This is a genomic window from Amycolatopsis sp. NPDC049688, from assembly GCF_040674975.1.
Taxonomy (GTDB): domain Bacteria; phylum Actinomycetota; class Actinomycetes; order Mycobacteriales; family Pseudonocardiaceae; genus Amycolatopsis.
Map to the genome: position 1 here is coordinate 30003 of NZ_JBFANY010000010.1, position 18733 is coordinate 48735.

Annotated in this window: 18 protein-coding genes; 7 read left to right on the plus strand and 11 right to left on the minus strand. The window is 69.5% G+C overall.

Translation table 11 applies throughout. From position 1 onward, the window contains the following. Positions 1-707: 707 nt before the first annotated feature. The 7 genes from AB0J55_RS28435 (at position 708) to AB0J55_RS28465 (ending at position 7512) form a co-directional block, all read left to right on the plus strand. The gene (locus AB0J55_RS28435; protein ID WP_364254878.1) at positions 708-2627 is read left to right on the plus strand and encodes a S53 family peptidase; all 1920 of its coding nucleotides are present in this window, start codon (positions 708-710) and stop codon (positions 2625-2627) included. A gap of 80 nt (positions 2628-2707) precedes the next feature. After that, entirely contained in the window at positions 2708-3577 is an 870-nt protein-coding gene (locus tag AB0J55_RS28440; RefSeq protein ID WP_364254881.1) for a L,D-transpeptidase, read from the plus strand. A gap of 37 nt (positions 3578-3614) precedes the next feature. Beyond that, entirely contained in the window at positions 3615-4361 is a 747-nt protein-coding gene (locus tag AB0J55_RS28445; RefSeq protein ID WP_364254884.1) for a hypothetical protein, read from the plus strand. Between the two features lie 142 nt (positions 4362-4503). Then, positions 4504-5610: a hypothetical protein gene (locus AB0J55_RS28450; RefSeq protein WP_364254887.1), complete on the plus strand. Its 1107-nt coding sequence runs from the start codon at positions 4504-4506 to the stop codon at positions 5608-5610. 22 nt (positions 5611-5632) lie between these two features. Further along, entirely contained in the window at positions 5633-6106 is a 474-nt protein-coding gene (locus AB0J55_RS28455; protein ID WP_364254890.1) for a hypothetical protein, read from the plus strand. 108 nt (positions 6107-6214) lie between these two features. After that, positions 6215-6412 carry a hypothetical protein gene (locus AB0J55_RS28460; RefSeq protein WP_364254893.1) on the plus strand — a complete coding sequence of 66 codons (198 nt, stop codon included), beginning with the start codon at positions 6215-6217 and terminating at the stop codon, positions 6410-6412. A 2-nt stretch (positions 6413-6414) separates the two neighbouring features. Next, entirely contained in the window at positions 6415-7512 is a 1098-nt protein-coding gene (locus AB0J55_RS28465; protein ID WP_364255555.1) for a 3-oxoacyl-[acyl-carrier-protein] synthase III C-terminal domain-containing protein, read from the plus strand. Positions 7513-7576: 64 nt separating this feature from the next. Here AB0J55_RS28465 and AB0J55_RS28470 read toward each other — a convergent pair whose 3' ends face one another. The 11 genes from AB0J55_RS28470 to AB0J55_RS28520 all read right to left on the minus strand — a co-directional run bounded on the left by AB0J55_RS28470 (position 7577) and on the right by AB0J55_RS28520 (position 18605). Further along, positions 7577-7948, minus strand: coding sequence for a hypothetical protein (locus AB0J55_RS28470; protein ID WP_364254896.1), 372 nt, complete (start codon positions 7946-7948; stop codon positions 7577-7579). A gap of 1152 nt (positions 7949-9100) precedes the next feature. Further along, positions 9101-9787, minus strand: coding sequence for an isochorismatase family cysteine hydrolase (locus AB0J55_RS28475; RefSeq protein WP_364255558.1), 687 nt, complete (start codon positions 9785-9787; stop codon positions 9101-9103). A 143-nt stretch (positions 9788-9930) separates the two neighbouring features. Next, on the minus strand, positions 9931-11229 hold the full coding sequence (locus AB0J55_RS28480) for a UDP-glucose/GDP-mannose dehydrogenase family protein (protein WP_364254899.1): 1299 nt from the start codon (positions 11227-11229) through the stop codon (positions 9931-9933). 80 nt (positions 11230-11309) lie between these two features. Then, positions 11310-11738 (minus strand): hypothetical protein, encoded by a 429-nt coding sequence (locus AB0J55_RS28485; protein WP_364254902.1) that lies wholly within the window; start codon positions 11736-11738, stop codon positions 11310-11312. Continuing rightward, a complete protein-coding gene (locus AB0J55_RS28490) occupies positions 11735-12442 on the minus strand; it encodes a phosphotransferase (protein WP_364254905.1) in 708 nt (235 codons plus the stop codon). Before AB0J55_RS28490 ends, AB0J55_RS28485 begins: the two co-directional genes overlap by 4 nt. Then, positions 12439-13260: a class I SAM-dependent methyltransferase gene (locus AB0J55_RS28495; RefSeq protein ID WP_364254908.1), complete on the minus strand. Its 822-nt coding sequence runs from the start codon at positions 13258-13260 to the stop codon at positions 12439-12441. Before AB0J55_RS28495 ends, AB0J55_RS28490 begins: the two co-directional genes overlap by 4 nt. Positions 13261-13287: 27 nt before the next feature. Then, positions 13288-13809: a DNA topology modulation protein FlaR gene (locus AB0J55_RS28500; RefSeq protein WP_364254911.1), complete on the minus strand. Its 522-nt coding sequence runs from the start codon at positions 13807-13809 to the stop codon at positions 13288-13290. A gap of 50 nt (positions 13810-13859) precedes the next feature. Beyond that, the gene (locus AB0J55_RS28505) at positions 13860-14915 is read right to left on the minus strand and encodes a hypothetical protein (RefSeq protein ID WP_364254914.1); all 1056 of its coding nucleotides are present in this window, start codon (positions 14913-14915) and stop codon (positions 13860-13862) included. Continuing rightward, complete coding sequence (locus tag AB0J55_RS28510; RefSeq protein ID WP_364254917.1) at positions 14900-16627, minus strand: carbamoyltransferase C-terminal domain-containing protein; 1728 nt, start codon at positions 16625-16627, stop codon at positions 14900-14902. Before AB0J55_RS28510 ends, AB0J55_RS28505 begins: the two co-directional genes overlap by 16 nt. After that, complete coding sequence (locus AB0J55_RS28515) at positions 16624-17589, minus strand: thymidylate synthase (RefSeq protein WP_364254920.1); 966 nt, start codon at positions 17587-17589, stop codon at positions 16624-16626. The genes AB0J55_RS28510 and AB0J55_RS28515 overlap by 4 nt, the downstream gene beginning before the upstream one ends. Continuing rightward, the gene (locus tag AB0J55_RS28520) at positions 17586-18605 is read right to left on the minus strand and encodes an NAD-dependent epimerase/dehydratase family protein (protein WP_364254923.1); all 1020 of its coding nucleotides are present in this window, start codon (positions 18603-18605) and stop codon (positions 17586-17588) included. The genes AB0J55_RS28515 and AB0J55_RS28520 overlap by 4 nt, the downstream gene beginning before the upstream one ends. Positions 18606-18733: the final 128 nt, after the last annotated feature.

The window sequence follows — 18733 nt, forward strand, 5'->3', positions numbered from 1 at the left end:
CCCGGCTCGTGACACCCTCCGTGACAGATGTCGTACCACCTGTGGCCTGCGAAGATCGACTACTCCACAACCAAGCACCCGATCGGGTTAATCGTCAACACACTGCCCACACAGAAGGAAGGCCAGACCGTGAACGACCGTTTCACTCATCCGACAGAAACCAGAACACACCAAGACTGGCAGTAGGGCTGCCGGCAGCAAGCATGCGCCACGGCGTCCTTAACGCTACGAACCTACGCGACTACTTCGCGCAACATCTCGCAGCGCAAACGACATATCCGAAAAGGTTTCCCGATAAGACCACCACAACTGTTTGCACTTTCTTGCGCGGCCGGTTACTGTTCTCCTCAGCAAGGCAGACCCGTGCTCCACCCTGGGGAGGCGTGGAATCCGGCACGGTCCGCCCGACAATAGGGGCATTCTCGTGTTTCCATCCTCCACGTCATGCCGGGCGCAGGTCGCTCGCGGACCTCCGGCAGCGCAAGCTCAACAGTAGCGCACCTTACGCGTCCGATAGTGTTTCGGACTTCTCGAACAGTGAACTTCACTACCGGCTTCGCACGGCCGGTCTTGTGGTCCCTTGACGTCTCCGCTCAGCCCCCTTCGCGTAACCCTGGCTGCGGCACGAGGCACGCCCTTCAGCACGCACGTCGATCAAACGACACCGCGCTGAACGGCTTTCCCTTTTGATACAAGGAGAAACCTCGATGCACAGCCGTCTTTGGCATGCCCTCGCTGCGACCGCGGCCCTACTCGCCTCCACCGTGGCCACCGCCGTCGCGGCACCCAGCACCCCCGCCGGCGACACCAGCAACCGCGCGCCCATCGCCGGGAACATCCCAGCCTGGGCCACGCCACGCACCGAAGTCGCCCGGACTGATGGAAACACCGTCCGGCACATCCAGGTCGCGCTGGCGCTGCGCGACCAGGCCGGCGCCGAACGCCTCGCCGCCCAGCTGGCGACGCCGGGCAGCACCGAGCACGGAAAGTTCCTCTCCTCGCACCAGTTCCTTGACCGATTCGCCGCCACACAGGACACCGTCGACCAGGTGTCGCACTGGATGGCCGCGCAAGGCCTGCACGTGACCGGAGTCAGCGCCAACCGCCACTTCGTCGACGCCGAGAGCCCGACCGCAGCGTTGGAGTCGGCGTTCGGTACGAGGATCGCCGCATTCCGGACCCGGATCGACGGCGCCACCCGCACGCTCACGGCCCCGGCATCGCCGGTCACCGTGCCGGCCTCGCTGCGCGCGTCGATCACCGCTGTGCTCGGCCTGGACGACAGCGCCGCTCTCCTCAAACCCCAGCACACCCGACCAGCCGCGACGATCGCCGAACAGCATTGCGCGCGCTGGTGGGGCGAGCAGAACAACACCGACGTCCCGCAGAAGTACCCGGCCGGTTCCCAGTCCAACGCCCTCTGCGGCTACACCGGCACCCAGATCCGCGCGATGTACAAGCTGAGCAACGGGAACACCGGCGCGGGCACGACCATCGGTGTCGTCGGCGCCTACAACTCCGACACCGTCGTGGCCGACACCAACCAGGCCGCCGCCCAGCTCGGCGTCCCGCCGCTGACCGACGGCCAGTACAGCGCGGTCCTGCCCCAAGGCGGGTTCACCGACGCGACCGAGTGCGGCGCCGAAGGGTGGAACGCCGAGCAGACCCTGGACGTGCAGGCCTCGCACACGATCGCCCCGGCCGCGAAGATCCGCTACTACGCCGGGAAGACCTGCAAGGGCACCGGGATCTACGACGCGTTCAACCAGGCCGTCACCGACAATGCCGTGGACGTGATCAGCAACAGCTACGGCAATGCCGACGGCGAGAACAGCTTGCCGCAGGCGGCACGGGATCAGTTCAACTCGATGGCGCTGCAGGCAGCGATCCAGGGCCAGACCATCACCGTGTCCACCGGCGACGCCGGCAACAACTCCGGCCCCGTCGGCCACCCGACCGCCAGCTTCCCGTCGTCAAGCCCTTGGGTCGTGGCGGTCGGCGGCACCAGCGTCGGCCTGGACCAGAACAACCAGCCCAAGGTGCTGACCGGGTGGGAGAACAGTGGCAACACCCAATCCGGCACCGCCTGGTCGCCACAGCGGGACGCGGACGGGCCGTTCGCCTCCGGCGCCGGCGGCGGCACCTCCGCGCTCTACGACGCGCCGGACTGGCAGGCCGGCGTCATCCCCGGCAGCGGTGGCAAGCGGGCAGTGCCGGACATCGCGGCGCTGGCCGACTCCTACACCGGGATGCTGGTCGGGCAGACCATCAAGGGCCAGTTCGGGATCGGCTCCTACGGCGGCACCTCGCTCGCCGCGCCGCTGATCGCCGGGCTCGTCGTCGACGCTCAGCAGGCCCGCGCCGGCAACTCCCGGGCCGGGCTGCTGACTCCGGTCCTCTACAGCTCGAAGGGCTCCAGCGCGATCGCGGACGTCGTGCCGCAGAAGGCCGGGGTGTGGACGCCGATGATGCACGCCTTCGGCGGCGTCGCCGTCCCCGGCGGGCAGGGCAGCTACCTGATCGACTTCGACGCCCGCCCGCAGAACCTGCAGAGCGGTCCCGGCTGGGACAACGTCACCGGTCTCGGCACGCCCAGCAGCGGGTTCATCGGCGCGCTTTCCCAGTAACCACACCTCTCGCGGCAGGCCCGTTCAAGTGCGGGCGGGCCTGCCGCGTCCTTCATCGACCTTCAAGGAAGGACTGCTCCATGTCCGAGATGCCGCAACCGGCACCGAACAGGTGGCGGGTGCTCGCCCTTTGGCTGGCCGGGATCGCGCTGGTCGGCACCGTGGGTGTGCTGCTCGCTCCATCGCGGCCCGCGCCCGACGCCGCACACGTTGCCGATCAGGCGGAGCTGGGAGTCGAGCTGCGTGCCCCAGTTGTGGCGGCCCGCACCGTCCCGAACCTTGCCGAGCTGCCGGAAGCCAGCACCTTCAGCACCGTGCCGGCCGCTCCGCAGGACGTGACAGCTGAGGAGGTCCCGGACGGGCAGCTCGTGCACCCGACCGAGCCGGTGCCGGTGTTCGACCGGCCCGGCGGGGCGGCCATCGCCGTCCTGCCGACCACACAACTCGGGTCCGACACGTGGGTGCCGGTGATCGCCAACGAACCGGGCTGGGTGCAGGTGCTGCTGCCGTCCCGACCCAACGGCTCCACCGCCTGGCTGTCCACCCAGGACAACACGCTCACGATCCGGTCGACGACCGACCGGATCGTCATCGACCGGGCCGCGTTCCGACTCACGCTCTACCGCGATCACCACGAGATCGGCAGCTGGAGCGTCGGCGTCGGCACGCCGGCTGCGCCGACCCCGGCCGGGCGGACGTTCGTCCTCGCCTCGATGACCGACGCGAAACAGAAATTCAGCCCGGTGATCTTCCCGCTCGGGATCCACTCGGCAACCTTCTCCACCTACGGCGGCGGCCCCGGCACCACCGGCATCCACGGCTGGCCCACCACCGACGTCTTCGGCCGCCCCTCCAGCGACGGATGCATCCGCATCCCCGCCGACGCACTCGCAACCCTCACCAATCCCCTCGACCCGGTGCCCATCGGCACCCCGGTCCTCATCCGCTAACCCGACCGCACCGACACCACTTCTGGAGAGACCAGCCATGAACACCACTCGCAACGCCCTCGCGGCCGCCGGAGCCGGCGCGCTCCTCATCGGCACCCTCAGCACATTCGCGTCCAGCTGCACCCCAGCGACTGCCGCGCCGCCCGCCCTCGCGGCGGCCGCGACGACGTCGACAGCGACGGGGATCTCCGTCTCCGGCGGCGAGCACCTCTCGGCCCGTCCAAGCGTGTCCAGCAGCGGCGCGATCAAGTCCGCCGGCGGGTCGGTGTCCACGCCGAGTGGCGCGGTCGTGGCCAGCGGCATCAGCCTGCAGGCCGGCGCCGGATTCGCCGAAGCCAGCGTCACGTCGGTGCGGGTCGGCGGAACCACCGTCGGTCCGTTCACCGCGACCTGCCGCAACGGCGCCATCACCACCAGCGCACCCAAGAGCGGCAGCGGCAACCTGAAGATCTCACCCGGCGGACACGGCACCGCCGGGGTCATCACCGTCACCACCAGCACCGCACCCACCCGCACGAACGAATCCGGGGCACCGACCAAGCCGACCGCAGGCACGGCGATCACGGTGACGGTGGCGACGGTCAGCTGCGGCGCCGGAACCCTGCCGCCGCCGACGGGCAACCCGCCCACCGGCACGCGCCCCGCGCCGACGCACAAGCCCGGCGCCCCCGGGACCTCTCGGCCGGGTGTGCCGGGCCAACGGCACCAGCAGGGCGACAACCCGGGTGATCGGACCGCACCCAAGCCGCAGCCAAAACCCGGCCACGTCGCCGTCACCGGCTGACCACCACCAGGCCGCGCGGGCCTGCAGACCTCAATCCCTCCGTCGCGGTCCCGTGCCCCCTCCCTTCCCAAGTCCCCGCCGGGCGGCCTCCCCACGCCCGCACAACTCAACCGATCCCATTCGCCCACCAGGGGAGATTCCCATGTCCACGCTCGTTTTCGGCCACCCAAGCAATGACCGGCTCGATGCCGCCTCCTCCGAGGACGTCCGGGCCGTGCACTTCGTCGGCTCGCTGCCCGCCGTCTTGACCGGCGACCACCGCCAGATGATGCAGTGGTTCCTCGACCACAGCGCCGACACGGCGTTAACCGGGCTGCCGTGCGACCCGGACCCGCGGTGGATCATCGACTGGCTCGACGGCCTCGCCAACGTCGACGCGCTCGAACCCGTCCGCACCGGCCACTCCGCCAACTACGACGACATGCCGACCTACCGCCTCAAGCACGGACACTGGCTGAAATCCGACGATCTGTCCCTCGGCCGCGCCACACACACCGACGCCGTCATGGCCGCCCGCGCCCAGCTGCACGGCGACCGCGACTTCCCACCTCACCAGGTGTCGATCCCGAATCCCTACGACCTGTCGCTGTTCACCTTCGGCAGCCCGGCTGCCGCGGTCACGCACCTGCCGATGTTCCGCCAGGCCGTGCTCGACGACGTCCACACGATCCACCGCCAACACGGCAACCAAGTCGTTTTCCAGCTCGAGACCCCCGCCGTCCTCGCGACACTCGATCGCACTCCGCGGCCGTTGTGGCCCGCCGCGGTGCGAGCGCTGGCCAAGCAGGTCGCCCGGGTCTTCGCCGACGGCCCCCGCGAGGCAACGTGGCGGATCCACCTCTGCCACGGCGACCTCGGCCACCAGCCCCTGTTCGCGCTGACCGACCTCGTGTCTGCCGTGCAGTTCCTCAACGCGCTGCACAAGCAGCTGCACCGGTTGCGGCTCCCGATGCCTGCCGCGCACATCCCGATGTGCACCGGCACCCAGGCCCCGTCGACAGATCCGCGGTTCTACCGGGCGCTGCGACACCTGCGCCGCGACATCAACGTCATCGCCGGCCTCGTCGACGAAACCCACCCCAAGGGCTCCCGCAGCGCGCTCAGGCTGGTCGAAACCGAACTGGACCGGCCCGTGCTCGCCGTCGCCGCCGCCTGCGGCCACGGCCGCCGACTCGTTCCCGACGCAGTCGCCAACGCCGCACTCGCCTGCGAACTCGCCCACCACACCACCGACACCCCGGCCCGCTGAACCCACCGAGAGGACTGCCGAGATGGACACCACGACCCTTCCGATACCGTCCGCGGCTGGCCAGCTTGCCGACGAAGACGAGACGCTCACCCCGATCCTCCGCACCGGGATCGTGCCCACCCGCGCACTCTCCGGCGGCCGGATGCACCTGCCCGGCGCCACCACCCTCGCCCCACAACGCCACGACACCACCGAAACCGCAATCGCGATCATCAGCGGCCACGTCGCCATCCTCTCCGGCAACGCCATGCAGGCCTTCCACCCACAGGCCGGCGACATCATCTACATCCCCGCGACCCTGCCGTACGCGGTGGTCAACCTCAGCAACAACGCTTCGGTCCTCGCCCTGGTCTTCCGCACCGACCCCGGCTTCGACACCGACGTCCACCGCATGCCCGAACTCGACCAAGCCTTAAGCGACCAGATCCCCGACCTGCGCCGCGCCCACCACAAGGCCCTGCTGACCCGGCGCAGCGCCCGTGCCCGCCGCACCTGAGCCCGCTCCCACCCTCCGCCCAGCACCACGCCACCCGCCAATCAGACCCGTTCGGCGCCTCCCCGTCACCTGGCGTGCCACACCGACCGGCTCGATCAGAAAGACGTCATGCGTACCTGGATCACCGACACCGCCCGCGATCTACTCGCCAACCCACAACCCGGCGGACCGCTCACGTTCGACGAAATCGCCGCCTGCGCCGGAATCAAGACCCATCACCTGCGGGCCTATCACTGCTCGGTCGAGGCCATCGTCGCTGACCACGCCGCCATCCCGGCCCACGTAGATCAGGTCAGGCGGTGCTGACGATGCACTGGAGCCACCTGCATCTGCGCGGCGTAGGCGCCGCGCTCGGCGAGATCGTCGCCGTCGACGACCTCGAGCCCAGCCGGACACTGCACGGCGCGACCAGCCAGCGCGCCATATCGATCGCCCGCGACAGCACCGGCATGGATCTCGCCGTCCGCGCCGGCCGCAACGCCCTCGCCAGCATGGCCATCACCACCACCGACCCGCTCCCGGTGCCCGACCTGCACTTCCACACCGCGATCTGGCGCGGCAGCCGCGGCATCGACTTCTGGTCCCGCGCCGCCTACATCCGCTCCCGCCTCGGCCTGCCCGCCGGCCGCGGCATCGCCAGCGAGCTCAACGCCATGAGCAACAGCCTCGTCGGCGGCATCGACATCTCCGCCCGCGTCCTGGCCGGCAGCCCCGACCTCAACACCGTCCTGCTCACCGGCGGCGAAACCTTCGGCCCACCCGCCTTCGACCACCTCACCGCCGACCACGGCATCGCCTACGGCGACGGCGGCTCCGCCCTCATCCTCGGCCGCCACCCCGGCTACGCCACCATCCTCGCCACCAGCTCCTACACAGACCCCACCCTCGAACAACTCCACCGCGGCAACCACCACTTCGCCCCCGCCGGCACCACCGAACACGGCATCGAACGCATCCACGAACGCAAACGCCAATACACCGACCTCGTCGGCACCGACTCCATCACCCGCCGCAATCACGACGGCATCCGCGCCGTCATCGACGAAGCCCTCCGCGACGCCGAGCTCGACCTCGACCAGCTGCGCTGGGTCCTGCTGCCGCACTACGGCCGGCACCTGCTCGACACCCACTGCCTGCAACCGCTCGGCATCACCGCCGACCGCACCCTCTGCCACGCCGGCGACCAATGGGGCCACATCGGCCCCAACGACCAGATCATCGGACTCACCCATCTCCTGGCCCGCGGCGCCGTCGCTCCTGGCGACTACGTCGCCCTGCTCGGCATCGGCATCGGCATGACCTGGACCGCCGTCATCATCCGCATCGACACCGTGGCGACAGGCCTGTGTGCTCTCGCGCCGCCACTGCGCTGGCCCTGGCGCCCACCAGCCGACATGCCGAGCTGACCAACGTCTGGCCCCCGCCACGCCGAGCTCCCGAGGACTTCCCATGCCCGACACCTACCTGCCCTCACACCTCGACCAAGCGCTCTTCGGCCCCCCGTTCATCGTGATCGACACCGGCAACGCCGCGCACACGATCACCCACCATCTCGACGACGCCACGGACATCCTCAACACCGACAGTGCGGCGCGCGCAATCGTCGGCACACTCCGGCCACCTCTGCTCGCCATCGACATCGACCCGGCCGACACCAACGCCGATGCCGATGCCGGTGACGTGGTCGCCGAACAGCTGTTGCTCTGGGCCGACCGCTACGGGCTGCCTTGGCTGCGCCGCGACTCCGGCCGCCCTGGCCACGCCCACCTCATCATCAAGACACCGCCGTGCCTGCGCGAGGAGCTCCAGCTCGTCGTCCGCACCGTCGCCAGCCGGCAGCACGTCTCCACTACTCTCCGCTCCACCCTCCGCCTTACCTCCTCTCCGCACCGCCACGGGCTGCCCAGCCCCGTCGTGAGCTGCGCCCTCAAGACAGCCGACGTAGACCCACCCGTCACCTCCACATCAACGCGTGCCACGCGACCCCCAAGACAGCGACGCGGCTCCGGCCGCAGCAGATCCGAAAGCGAATACGGCCACGCCCTCGCCCTTGCCCGCGCAGGCCAGAGCACCGCGCACGCCTGGGCCTTCGCCAACCTCAGCGGCACCAAGGCTCGCGAGATCGGCCAGAACGCCTGGCGACGTTGGTTCTGGGCACCCGCCACCACCATCGCCGCCGCCGAACGTGGCCTCACCGAGCAGCAAGCATGGGACCTCTTCCACCAGGCTTCTCCCACCCAAGCTGCCCGCGTCGGGCGCGACACATGGCGCCGCGGCCGATGGTTACCCGCCCTCCGCGAAACGACGGAGACACGGCCACGACGCAAACGCCTCGGACCACACCAAGCAACCGGCCGCGTACGGGAACCCTCACCTCATCGACTCCGGCAAGTGCAGGCGGCGCTTCACGCCGCCGCAGACCGGCATTTGGCACAGAGACCCGGCACCGGAGGGCGCCACGACACGATCGCCGGCGTACGAGTCAGCAGCCTGCATGCTGCCCTCGACGCATTCGCGCACGCCGCACTCACAACCAACGGCTCGATCTCCGTACGCCACTGGGCCGAGCGAGCAGGCCTCGACCCCAAGACCGTTCGCCGAGCCCGCGACGCCGCGCTCAAACTCGGCATCCTCAAACGCGTGCGCCGCTACACGGGAGGTGAAACAGACTGCGACGCATTTACAACAATCGAACTTCCGAAGCCTGGAACCAACAGGGAACTAACTTCCCCCACTTTGTACACCCCCAGTCTTGGGCGGGCGGACATCTTTAGGCTGCGGTCCCAGAACAGGGACGACAGACGCCAGCGACTGATATCGCTCCACAGCGCCTGGAAGACCGTTGCGGTCAACGAGTCATTCAATAACCCTGACTGCCACCTCGGACCTGACCTGAAATCGGTTGCTCCCGTGTTCAAAACACCCAGTTCCCCTTCGCGTCTGCCATCTGCTGGGGAACCGAGCTGCACCTTGCAACCAACTGCAGTGTCACGATTACGAACGAGTGTTTACGACGGTCTCATCCCAGTAAGCAGGATCTCGACCGTAGTTCGGCGTGGCAAACGCACGTTCCCAAACCGCGTCGAGCGCGAGAATCTCCCGCCACGGGGCCACCTCGGTATAGAGGACGCGCAGGGAGTTGAGCGCGCCCTCGTGCAATGCGGGGCCGTCGGTTGACACCGCGTCGCTGGGCACTGCGACCTCGAAGTTGCGGGCGAGAGCCGCTCGGGCGGTCGCTTCGACGCACACGTTCGTTTGCAAGCCGGCAACGACGAGTCGCCGCACGTTGAGGTTGTGAAGCAGCGGATCGAGTTCGGTGTAGTCGAAGAAGCTGGCCCGCGTCTTATCCAACACGACCTCGCCGGACCGAGGCGCGACCGCGTCCATGATTCGCCGCTTCCACTCCCGTTCGGTCTTGCCCACCTCAGGAATGAGGTGCCCGCGGTGAGCCAGCAACCGCGCGATGCGGGGATTTTCGCCGAGCGTCCCGGCCGCGCTGCCGGTCGATCGGGAGTAGATGACCGGCAGCCCCTGGGCCCGGGCAGCCGCCAGCAGGTCGGTGCAGGCGGCGATCGTTTCCTCTAACCGCCAGATCGGCGGCCAGCCCAACGCGTCCCGGACACCGTCGTCCGCGACGTACGAGTTCTGCATGTCGATCATCAACAGCGCGGTAATCCCCATCACTTGACTCTCCTCAACGAAAGCAGCCCGGCCGACGATGATTTGACCACGTCGAACGTCCAACGGATCGCGTCCTGAGTCGGTTCCAGCATTCGTTGGAGAGTCCAGCTACCTGGCGATGCCCGAACGACGGCAGTACTGCCTTACGTCGGCATCGGTGTTCGCCTGCGTCCCACGCCGACGTAACGAAGCCCCGCGTCGGCAACAACCGCGGGGTCGAGCGCGTTGCGGGTGTCAAAGACCAGCTCGCCGGTCATCAGCGTCGCCACGGTCGTCCAGTTGACCCCGCGGTATTCGGGCCACTCGGTCAGGAGCACGAGGGCGTCCGCGTTGGCTATGGCGGCATGGACGGTCGGGGCGACACGAAGCCTGTGGATCGCGTCCGTGATCGCGGGGTCGTGCGCGGTAACGTGTGCTCCGTGCTCGATGAGTGCGTGCGCGACGTGCATGGCCGGGGAGTTGCGGAGGTCGTCGGTGTTGGCTTTGAAGGTCAAGCCGAGGAGTGCAACACGTGTTCCAGCAAGCTCGCAGCCAAGTTCCTCACGTAGCCGGTGGATCGTTCGGTCGAGATGGTGCCGGTTGCTGCTGATCGTCGCGTCCAGGATCGGAAACGGCACACCGACGTCCTGGGCCTGCCAGGCAAGTGCACGAGCATCCTTCGGGAGACACGGGCCGCCCCAGCCTGGACCGGGCTTGAGGTAGTCACCGCCGATGCGAGGGTCCGCGGCAAGGATGTAGGCGAGGTCGCTGTGGTCGGCACCGAATGCTTCGCACAGTTCCGCGATGGAGTTGTTGTACGACAATCTTGTTGCCAGGTAGCAGTTCGCCGCGTACTTGACTAACTCTGCCGTGGCCGGGTCGGTGATGGTCACTTCGGTGCGGATAGCGTCGTACAGCCCTGCGACGCGTTTGGCTGCCGCGTCGTCGTCGGTTCCGATGACGATGCGGGTGGGGTGCAGGAAGTCATAGACGGCGTGGCCTTCGCGGAGGAATTCTGGGTTCGCCACAACCGCGATGTCGTCGCGTCGCAGCCAGGACCCGATCGTGGCCGTTGTTCCGACCGGAGTGGTGGATTTCGTGACCACCACGGCTCCAGCCGGCAGTAGGTCGCGGATACGGATGACCGTGTCGCGGATCGCAGTGAGGTCAACCGATCCGTCGAGCGCCGACGGCGTGGGGAGGCACAGCATGATTAAGCTGGCCTCCATGACCGCTTGGTCGGGGGCTGTGTCGAACTTGAGCCGGTTGGCGTCGAGTCCTTCGCGCAGCAGCGATTCGATGCCGGGTTCGGCAAGGTGGCTGCGGCCCGCGCGCAGCGCTGCGACGGTGGGCTCGTCGAGATCGATGCACGTGACGGTGTGTCCGAGTGAGGCCAGGCAGGCTCCGGTGGTGAGTCCGACGTAGCCACTTCCGATGACGGTGATGCGTTCAGCAAGCTCCATGGGAAAGTCCTTCCCTATCGCGTTCGTGAGCACGACGTCGACCTGTGTCGACGTCTTGGGCCGTCAGGCTGCAGCGCGACCTAGTGAGGCAAACCCTTGTGGTACCGGGCGTCGACGGCAACGGAAGCTTGTTGCTGTTGCCGCTGAGCCACGGCGTCGGTCCCGCCGGCGGGTCGCTGATCGATTGCTTGGAGCCACTGCACGGCGACCGCGGCGGCTTGGACGAGTTCGCCGCGGATGCGGTCCGGCTCCTCCTCGGCGAGTGCTTCGGCGACTTCTTCGAGCAGGATGTGCCGCCAGGTCATGCGGCCTTCGGCGGCGGCCCGTTGGCATTCGGTGCGCATGTGCTCGGCGAAGGCCCGCCACTCCGCGCCGGTGCCGTCGGCGAGGTGATGTTGGACGCCGTGGGCGGCGTGCTGGGCTTCTCGTTCGGCGGTGACGTCGCCCAGCACGCGAGCCAGGCCGCTGTGCGCGTCGATGGGCTGGTCGGAGTGCCGGCGGGTGCTCATGGAATCACCTGCGGGACGGGCCAGGGACGTAGGTGAGGCCACGGGTGCTGGTAGCCGTTGCGGTGCAGGTAGCGCGCGGTGAGGTGGTGGTGGAATTCGCAGTAGAGCCGCAGGGCGTCCGCGGTGCAGGTCGCGGCGGTGTCGGCTCGTCCGGCTTCGGTGTTGTAGACCTGTCGTGCTTGGTCGATCTGCTCGATTGTGAGCCGGCCGAAGGTCATCGCGGTGCTGATGATGAGTTTGGCGAGGTCGTAGCCGAATGGCGCGAGGGTGAGGTCGTCGAAGTCGACGAGCGCGATCCCGTCGCCGGTACGCAGGAAGTTGCGGACGTTGGCGTCCTTGTAGAACGCGACCGGCAGCCCCACGATCGGGAGCGGAAGGTGCTGCAGGGCCGCGGCGCGGGGCGTGACGAAGTCGGTGATCACCAGGCCGGGTGCGGTGTACGGCTGGTCGAGCGACGCGGCATGCAGTTCGTGAGTATGCGCGGCGGCGTGAATCCTCCCCAGTGCTTCAGCGGCTGCGTCGAGGTCGGTGGGCCCGAGGTGCCGGTCGCCGAGGTGCTCGAACACGAGCCGGCCGGGCCGGACCGCGCGCAGCTGGGGTATGCGCACGCCGGAGTTGAGTCCGGCCAGCCAGCTCCGGTGAGCCGCAGCGGCTTCTGCGGTGTGCTGGTCGGAGTAGCGCTTGACGAACGTCTCGGTGGTCATCGGCGGGCCGCCTGGACGTAGGTGACGGTGGAGGTCGCGGTGATCGGCCGGTCGGGTAGCCGTCGGCGCAGCTCTGCGGCCAGCCGGCGAGGGTGCCCGGCCAGGTGGGCGGGCAGCGTGTACTTGGGGCTGGTCGCGACGTAGTCGGCGAGGTGGTCCAGATGCTGGAAGCGGAAGACCTGCTGCTGGTGCTGGGTCTGCAGTACCTGCAGGGCGGTGGCGGTCGTGGCGGCGGCGTTGCCGCTGTGGAAGGTCGTGTAGAGGCTGGGGCGGTCGGCCGCCTCGAGGTCGAGGCCGGACTCGGCGATCAGCTGGTCGATTTCCTGGTAGCTGTCCGCGGACTTGGTGACCAGCACGGCCCGGCCACCGGTTGCCAGGCATCGAGCGATCTCGGCGATCACGTCGCCCGGCTGCGGCGAGTGGTAGAGGCAGAACGCTGCGATCGCGACATCGACGCTGCCGTCCGGCAGCGGCAGGTGGTGGAAGTCCGCGCACATCGTGTCGACGTCGTGCCCGGCGGCGGTGAGGCGTTCGCGCACGGTGTCCAGCAGCGCCGCGGATTGGTCGACGGCGATGAGCCGGCGTGGCCGCAGCTGGGTGGCCAGGTGCAGGGTGCTGGTGCCGCGGCCGCAGCCGATGTCGCAGATCACCGGTGCCGTGGTGGAGGTGGTGGTGGCGAGGGCGGTGATGGTGGCGGTGGCGTCGTCGCCGCTGATCTTCGCGGCGTGCAGGGCGCTGGTGCGGCGGGCGAGCCGCGTGGGGTCTGCGTAGAGGGGGCCGGCGATCTGGTCGGGGTCGGTGAAGGGAGTGGCGGGCATGGACGGGTCGCCTCCCTGGCGGGTGGTTTAGGTCCGAGTTGAGGTCTCCGCGCGAACGTGCGCGATGAAGCGCGCGGCCTGGCGTCGGCTGGTCAGGGTGATCAATCGCACGTGGGGTCCGTGCTCGGCCAGCAGTTGGCGCACCTTGGGGCGCATGGTCTTGCGGTAGCCCCAGATGTAGCGGACGAAGTTCCAGGTGATGCGGTCATAGACGCCGTCGTTGGCGTGCTGTCCGCCGCGGTAGCGCCGCCGGCGTTGCAGGATCCCGGCCAGGCAGGTGAGCGCGGGCAGGTCGAGGAAGATGACGGTGTCGGCCGCGGCGAGCCGGATGGGGAGGGTGCCGGCGTAGTTGCCTTCCAGCAGCCACCGTGGCCCGGCCACGAGCGTGCGCTGAAGCTCGGCGAATTCGTCCTGTGGGAGCGTGTTCCAGTCGGCGTCGTAGTAGACGGCGTCGAGGTGGGTCAGCGGCAGGTTGAGCAGCGAGGCGAGCTGGTTGGCCAGGTGGGTCTTGCCGGACCCGCCGCAGCCGATGATGGCGATCCTGTCCATGTCGCGCGAGGCTACCCGGGGCGATTTGGGTCCGTGCGGAGGCAGGCCGGTCATGATGCGACCGTCCCCCGGGTAGGTTGCGCGGCCAGCAGTGCGTCGAGGACGGCGAGCTGGCGGGACACCCGGAACAGGTCCAGTCTCGTGAGGCAGTCGGCGAGCAGCTCGGCGTGCTCGGTCGTGCCGGCGAGGCTGGCCAGCTGGGTAATCGTGGCGGCTGCGGAGGCGCCGTCGTGCACGTGAAGCTGGGTCGGGGTGAAGCGTGCTGCATCGCGGATGGCGGCGGGTGTCAGCGGCAGACATCCGGCGAGTACAGCTTCCGGGAGCCGTTGGGTCATCTGTCCGGCCTGGGCATAGCGCTGGGGCAGCAGCAGCATCGTGCACAGCGCCCGCCCGTGGATCTCGGCGACCTCGTCGAACGGGACGCGCCCGACGAACCGCACGCCGGGCCAGGAGTCGGTGCGGGGCCACTTGCCGGCGACGAGGTGGTCATGCCGGGCGGCGGCGGGGGCGAAGAAGGCGGTGAAGGCGTCGTCGCGGTCGTACTGGTTCCCGACGTAGACCAGCGGCAGATCCCGGGCGCGGCTGGCCAGGGCGACGGGGTCGGCGGTGTCCAGGGCATGATCGGCGACGGGGAACAGCAGCGACACCGCGCCTGGTGTGGGGTGTAGCGCGGCCTCGCAGACGATCACGTTTGGCGTGGAGCGCAGCGGGTCGTCGGCGGGCAGGGTGCGGTCCTTGTCCCAGAGGATCGTGCGGATGCCGCGGTCGCGGGTGTAGTGGTCGAGCAGCTGCTGCTGGCGGTGCAGGTCGCAGGTGTGCCCGACCGCGCCGCACCAGGTGGTGTTGCGCCCGGGGATGGGCCAGCGCCACTCGAGGAACAGGATGTCGATGTCCGGGAGCCCAACGTCCCAGCGGTAGTGCGGGGACAGGTCGAGCCCGGCTTCCAGGTAGTCGCGGTCGGGTTGGAGGAACACCAGCTGGTGACCGCGCTCGCGGAGTCCGTCGATGAGGACGCGGCGGTGGCTGCGGCCTCCGTCGGGGGTGTCGCGGATGCCGGGGCCGAGGAAGCCCCAGAAGCTGTAGCCGATCTTCACTTGGTGACCCACCAGCCTTCCAGCATCAGGGCGTCCAGGCCGCTGTCGACGAGGCAGTCCAGCGCCATTTCCGGGGTGCCGCAGATCGGTTTGCCTTTGACGTTGAGCGAGGTGTTGATCAGGACGGGCACGCCGGTGATCGCCGCGAACTCGGACAGGACCTCGGCGAGGAACGGGTTCTGCTCCGGGGTCACCGTCTGGACCCGGGCGGTGGCGTTCGCGTGCACGATCGCGGGGATCTTGTCGCGGGCCAGGTCGGTGACCCCGGAGGCGATGGACATGTAGGGGGTGGGCTGCGGCACCGTGAAGTACTCCGCGGCGGCGTCGCCGAGGACGACGGGCGCGAATGGTCGGAAGGGCTCCCGAAATTTGACGGTGTCGTTCAGCCGGGAGACGACGTCGGGCAACAGCGGGGAAGCGAGGATCGAGCGATTGCCGAGCGCTCGCGGGCCCGCTTCAAGCCGGCCGTGGAAGAGACCGGCGATCCGGCCGTCGGCCAGCTGACGGGCCAGGAACCGGGCCGGGGCCTCCGGCTGGTGCGCGGCCAGGCCGGGCCGGGGGCTGGCCGGCAGCCTCAGGCCCGGGTGGGCGGGCCCGAGATAGCAGCGCTCGGCCACCCCGGTCGGGAGTGTGCCGGTGGCGGACAGGTGTGCAGCGAGCGCGGCGCCGATGGCGGTGCCGGCGTCTCCCGGGGCCGGCGGGACGTGGACCTCGTCGAACAGGTCGGCGTCGACGATCTTGCCGACGGCGACGCAGTTGGTCGCGACACCGCCGCCGAGGCACAGCCAGCGGGAGCCGGTGAGGTCACGGGCGCGGCGGGCGAGGTGGAGCATGACCTGTTCGGTGCGTTCCTGCAGCGCGGCGGCCAGGTCATGGTGGACCTGCTCGACGGGGCTGTCGGGGTGCCGCGGCGGGCAGGTGCGCGCGGCGAACGCGGGGGCGATGCGGGGGTGGCGGCGGGAGAGGACCCGCAGCGGCAACAGCGCCGGGTCGAGGGTGAAGCCGGTGTCGGTGAGCGGGATCGCGCGGGTGAACAGGTCGCGGAAGCGGGCCGGGTCACCGAGCGCGGCCAGGGCCATGACGGTGCCCTCTTCGTCGCCCCGGCGCCATCCCAGATGTTCGGTGACCGCGCCGTAGGCGTAGCCGAGGGACGCGGGATCGTCGATGGTGTCGATGATGCGGTAGTCCGTTCCCGCGCCGGTGCGGCGGGCGTAGCCGATGGTCGTTGACTGCAGCTCGCCGAGGCTGTCGGCGACCAGGACCGCGGCGTGCTCGTAGCCGGCGGAGGCGAAGGCGTAGAGGCCGTGCGCGCGGTGGTGCTGGCCGGCGGCCACGCGGGCGCGCGGGAAGCGGTAGGCCAGTTCCCGGGTTCGGGTGCGGGTGCGGGCGGCGACGGTGGCGAAGCTGCGGGCCCGCGCCGGGACCCGGCTGCGGCGGTCGCGGCTGAGGATTTGGGCCGGCGCCTGGGTGAGGGCGCCCAGGTAGCGGTGCGCCTGGAAGTTGTAGCCGACGAGGTCGACGTCCTCGGGCACGAGGTTGCTGCTCTCGAGCAGCCATGCGATGGCGCGCCCGGGGTAGGCCTTGGTGTGCTTGTGGCCGTTGAGGCGCTCCTCCTCGGCGAAGCCGACCAGTTCGCCGTCCATGATCAGGGCTGCCGCTGAGTCGTGGGTGTAGGCGCACACGCCCAGCACGACCGGCGAAGTCGAGTGTCGAGTCCGCATCATGCGCCCCCGACCGTCGCTGCCGGGCGGGCGGACGCGGTGAGGTGGTCGTACCAGCGTTCCAGCGCCCGTCCGAGGTCACCCGGCGCGTCGTGCGCGCTGGCCCGGGCCTGATCGCGGTCGCCATGGGCCCAGGTGCCGTAGCTGGCCATCAGCGCGGCGAACGTGGTCCACGGCTCTCCGGCCTCGTCGGGGCAGCGGCCGGCGATCACCTCGGCCAGCAGGCCGGGCATTCGTTCCCAGGCCACGGCCAGGGGCGGCATGCTTGGCGGCGGGCTTCCTTCGTTCGGACCGGGCAGCTCCGAGGCGGGGCTGAGGTGCTGGTCGTAGAGGTGTAGCGAGTCGACGAAGTGGTGGTACTCCCCCAGTTCCGCGCCCAGCCAGCCGGCCAGCAGCTCCTGCAGGACCGTGGCGGCGAAGATGTCGTACGGGAACCCGAGCCAGAGGTCTTGGCTGCGCATGGAGGTGTGCATGTGCAGCCGTCCGGCGCGCAGGAAGAACCGGTAGCCGAGCGTGCAGGGCACGTCGCGATGGCCGCGGGTGTCGCGTTCCGGGTCGAACAGCTGGATCACGGCCTGCCGCGAGTCCGGGTCGCGGGTCAGCAGGCGGCGGACCCCGTCGAGCTGGTCGATACGGCCGCGCCACTTCCGCATGCGGGGTCCGTAGGCGCCTTGCAGACGTCCGTCGTCGGTGTAGCGGGTCAAGGCGCGGTTGTACTGGAAGATCCATGGTCCGTCCGAGCCGGACAGGATCCACAACGTCTCCGCGACCGCGAAGGCCGGGTTGAGGATCCGCGCCGGCGGTGCGTCGACGAAGCGGCGCCGCGGGTTGGTCAGGCAGAGGTGGGCGCCGAGGACTTCGGTGGTGGCCATGCCGCGCGGGGTGACGATCATCCCGTCGCGGCGGACCGCCTGGTTGGCGGCGAGGAACAGGTCGGTGGCCGAGTCGGCTGTCAGGGTGATCATCGGGTCACCGCCAGCTGGTCGCGGAGCAGGGAGTGCCGCTGGGTGTCGGTGAGGGCGGTCAGCCACGCGGCCTGCGCGGCCATACCGTCGTGCAGCTCGACCGCGGGCCGGTAGCCGAGGACACGGCCGGCCAGGGTGAGGTCGGCTTCGGTGGCGCGCACGTCCCCGGCCTGGTCGTCGAGTTCGGCGACCGCCACCGGGCGGCCGGTGACCTCGCCGGCCAGCTGGATTGCCTGCCGCATGGTGATGCTGGTCCCGCCGCCGACGTTGACGACGGCGGCCTTCACGCCCGCCTCGGCTGCCGCCAGCGTCGCGGTGACGACGTCGGAGACGAAGGTGAATTCGCGCCGCTGGCGGCCGTCGCCGTAGAGCGGAATGACGGCGCCGGTCAGAGCGCTCAGCAGCAGCTGGTTGATCGCCATGCCGGGACGTTGGCGCGGGCCGTAGACGGTGAAGTACCGCAGTGCCACGACGCTCAGCGCGGTGTCGGCCCGGCTCGCGTGCGCGAGGCAGAGCTGTTCGGCGGCGAGCTTGGTGACACCGTACGGCGACAGCGGCCCGGTCGGGTCCTGTTCCCGGCTGGGCGCGGTCGAGGTGCCGTACACGCTCGATGATGAGGCGATCACCAGCCGACGGACGCCCTGCTGCTCGCAGGCGGTCAGCAGCCGGTGGGTGGCGGTGATGTTCGAGCGGACGTAGTCGGGGAACCGATCACCCCAGGATGTGCGCACACCCGGGACAGCGGCCAGGTGGAACACCGTGTCCGCGCCGGCCACCACCTCAGCCAGGTCAGCCTCCGCAAGGTCCGCGTGAACGATGCGGACCTGCGGGTTCTCGGCCGCGACGGCGAGGTTCATCGCAGCGAACGGGTCGTCGGTGACGTTCCGCCGGTCCACGCCGACGACCTGGCATCCTCGTTCGGTCAACGCGTCGACCAGGTGCGAGCCGATGAAACCCGCGGCGCCGGTGACCACGATCTGCTTTCCCAAGGGTGTTGTTCGCCTGGAGTCGATCACTGCCCCTCCTCGTGAGGCCGGTTCCCCGGCGCTCTACCTCGGTCTGTGGAACGACAAGATCCAGTTCAACAGCGCGCGAAGAACGGATCGACCCCGCGCCGTGGACGCGCGGTACCCGAATCGTGGAC

Bases quoted from the DNA above. Each gene is read 5' to 3' on its own strand.
- AB0J55_RS28515 (WP_364254920.1), bottom strand. From the start codon at position 17,589: ATGATCACCCTGACAGCCGACTCGGCCACCGACCTGTTCCTCGCCGCC.
- AB0J55_RS28480 (WP_364254899.1), bottom strand. From the start codon at position 11,229: ATGGAGCTTGCTGAACGCATCACCGTCATCGGAAGTGGCTACGTCGGA.
- AB0J55_RS28490 (WP_364254905.1), bottom strand. From the start codon at position 12,442: ATGACCACCGAGACGTTCGTCAAGCGCTACTCCGACCAGCACACCGCA.
- AB0J55_RS28440 (WP_364254881.1), top strand. From the start codon at position 2,708: ATGTCCGAGATGCCGCAACCGGCACCGAACAGGTGGCGGGTGCTCGCC.
- AB0J55_RS28485 (WP_364254902.1), bottom strand. From the start codon at position 11,738: ATGAGCACCCGCCGGCACTCCGACCAGCCCATCGACGCGCACAGCGGC.
- AB0J55_RS28445 (WP_364254884.1), top strand. From the start codon at position 3,615: ATGAACACCACTCGCAACGCCCTCGCGGCCGCCGGAGCCGGCGCGCTC.
- AB0J55_RS28495 (WP_364254908.1), bottom strand. From the start codon at position 13,260: ATGCCCGCCACTCCCTTCACCGACCCCGACCAGATCGCCGGCCCCCTC.
- AB0J55_RS28460 (WP_364254893.1), top strand. From the start codon at position 6,215: ATGCGTACCTGGATCACCGACACCGCCCGCGATCTACTCGCCAACCCA.
- AB0J55_RS28450 (WP_364254887.1), top strand. From the start codon at position 4,504: ATGTCCACGCTCGTTTTCGGCCACCCAAGCAATGACCGGCTCGATGCC.
- AB0J55_RS28435 (WP_364254878.1), top strand. From the start codon at position 708: ATGCACAGCCGTCTTTGGCATGCCCTCGCTGCGACCGCGGCCCTACTC.
- AB0J55_RS28475 (WP_364255558.1), bottom strand. From the start codon at position 9,787: ATGGGGATTACCGCGCTGTTGATGATCGACATGCAGAACTCGTACGTC.
- AB0J55_RS28500 (WP_364254911.1), bottom strand. From the start codon at position 13,809: ATGGACAGGATCGCCATCATCGGCTGCGGCGGGTCCGGCAAGACCCAC.
- AB0J55_RS28455 (WP_364254890.1), top strand. From the start codon at position 5,633: ATGGACACCACGACCCTTCCGATACCGTCCGCGGCTGGCCAGCTTGCC.
- AB0J55_RS28465 (WP_364255555.1), top strand. From the start codon at position 6,415: ATGCACTGGAGCCACCTGCATCTGCGCGGCGTAGGCGCCGCGCTCGGC.
- AB0J55_RS28510 (WP_364254917.1), bottom strand. From the start codon at position 16,627: ATGATGCGGACTCGACACTCGACTTCGCCGGTCGTGCTGGGCGTGTGC.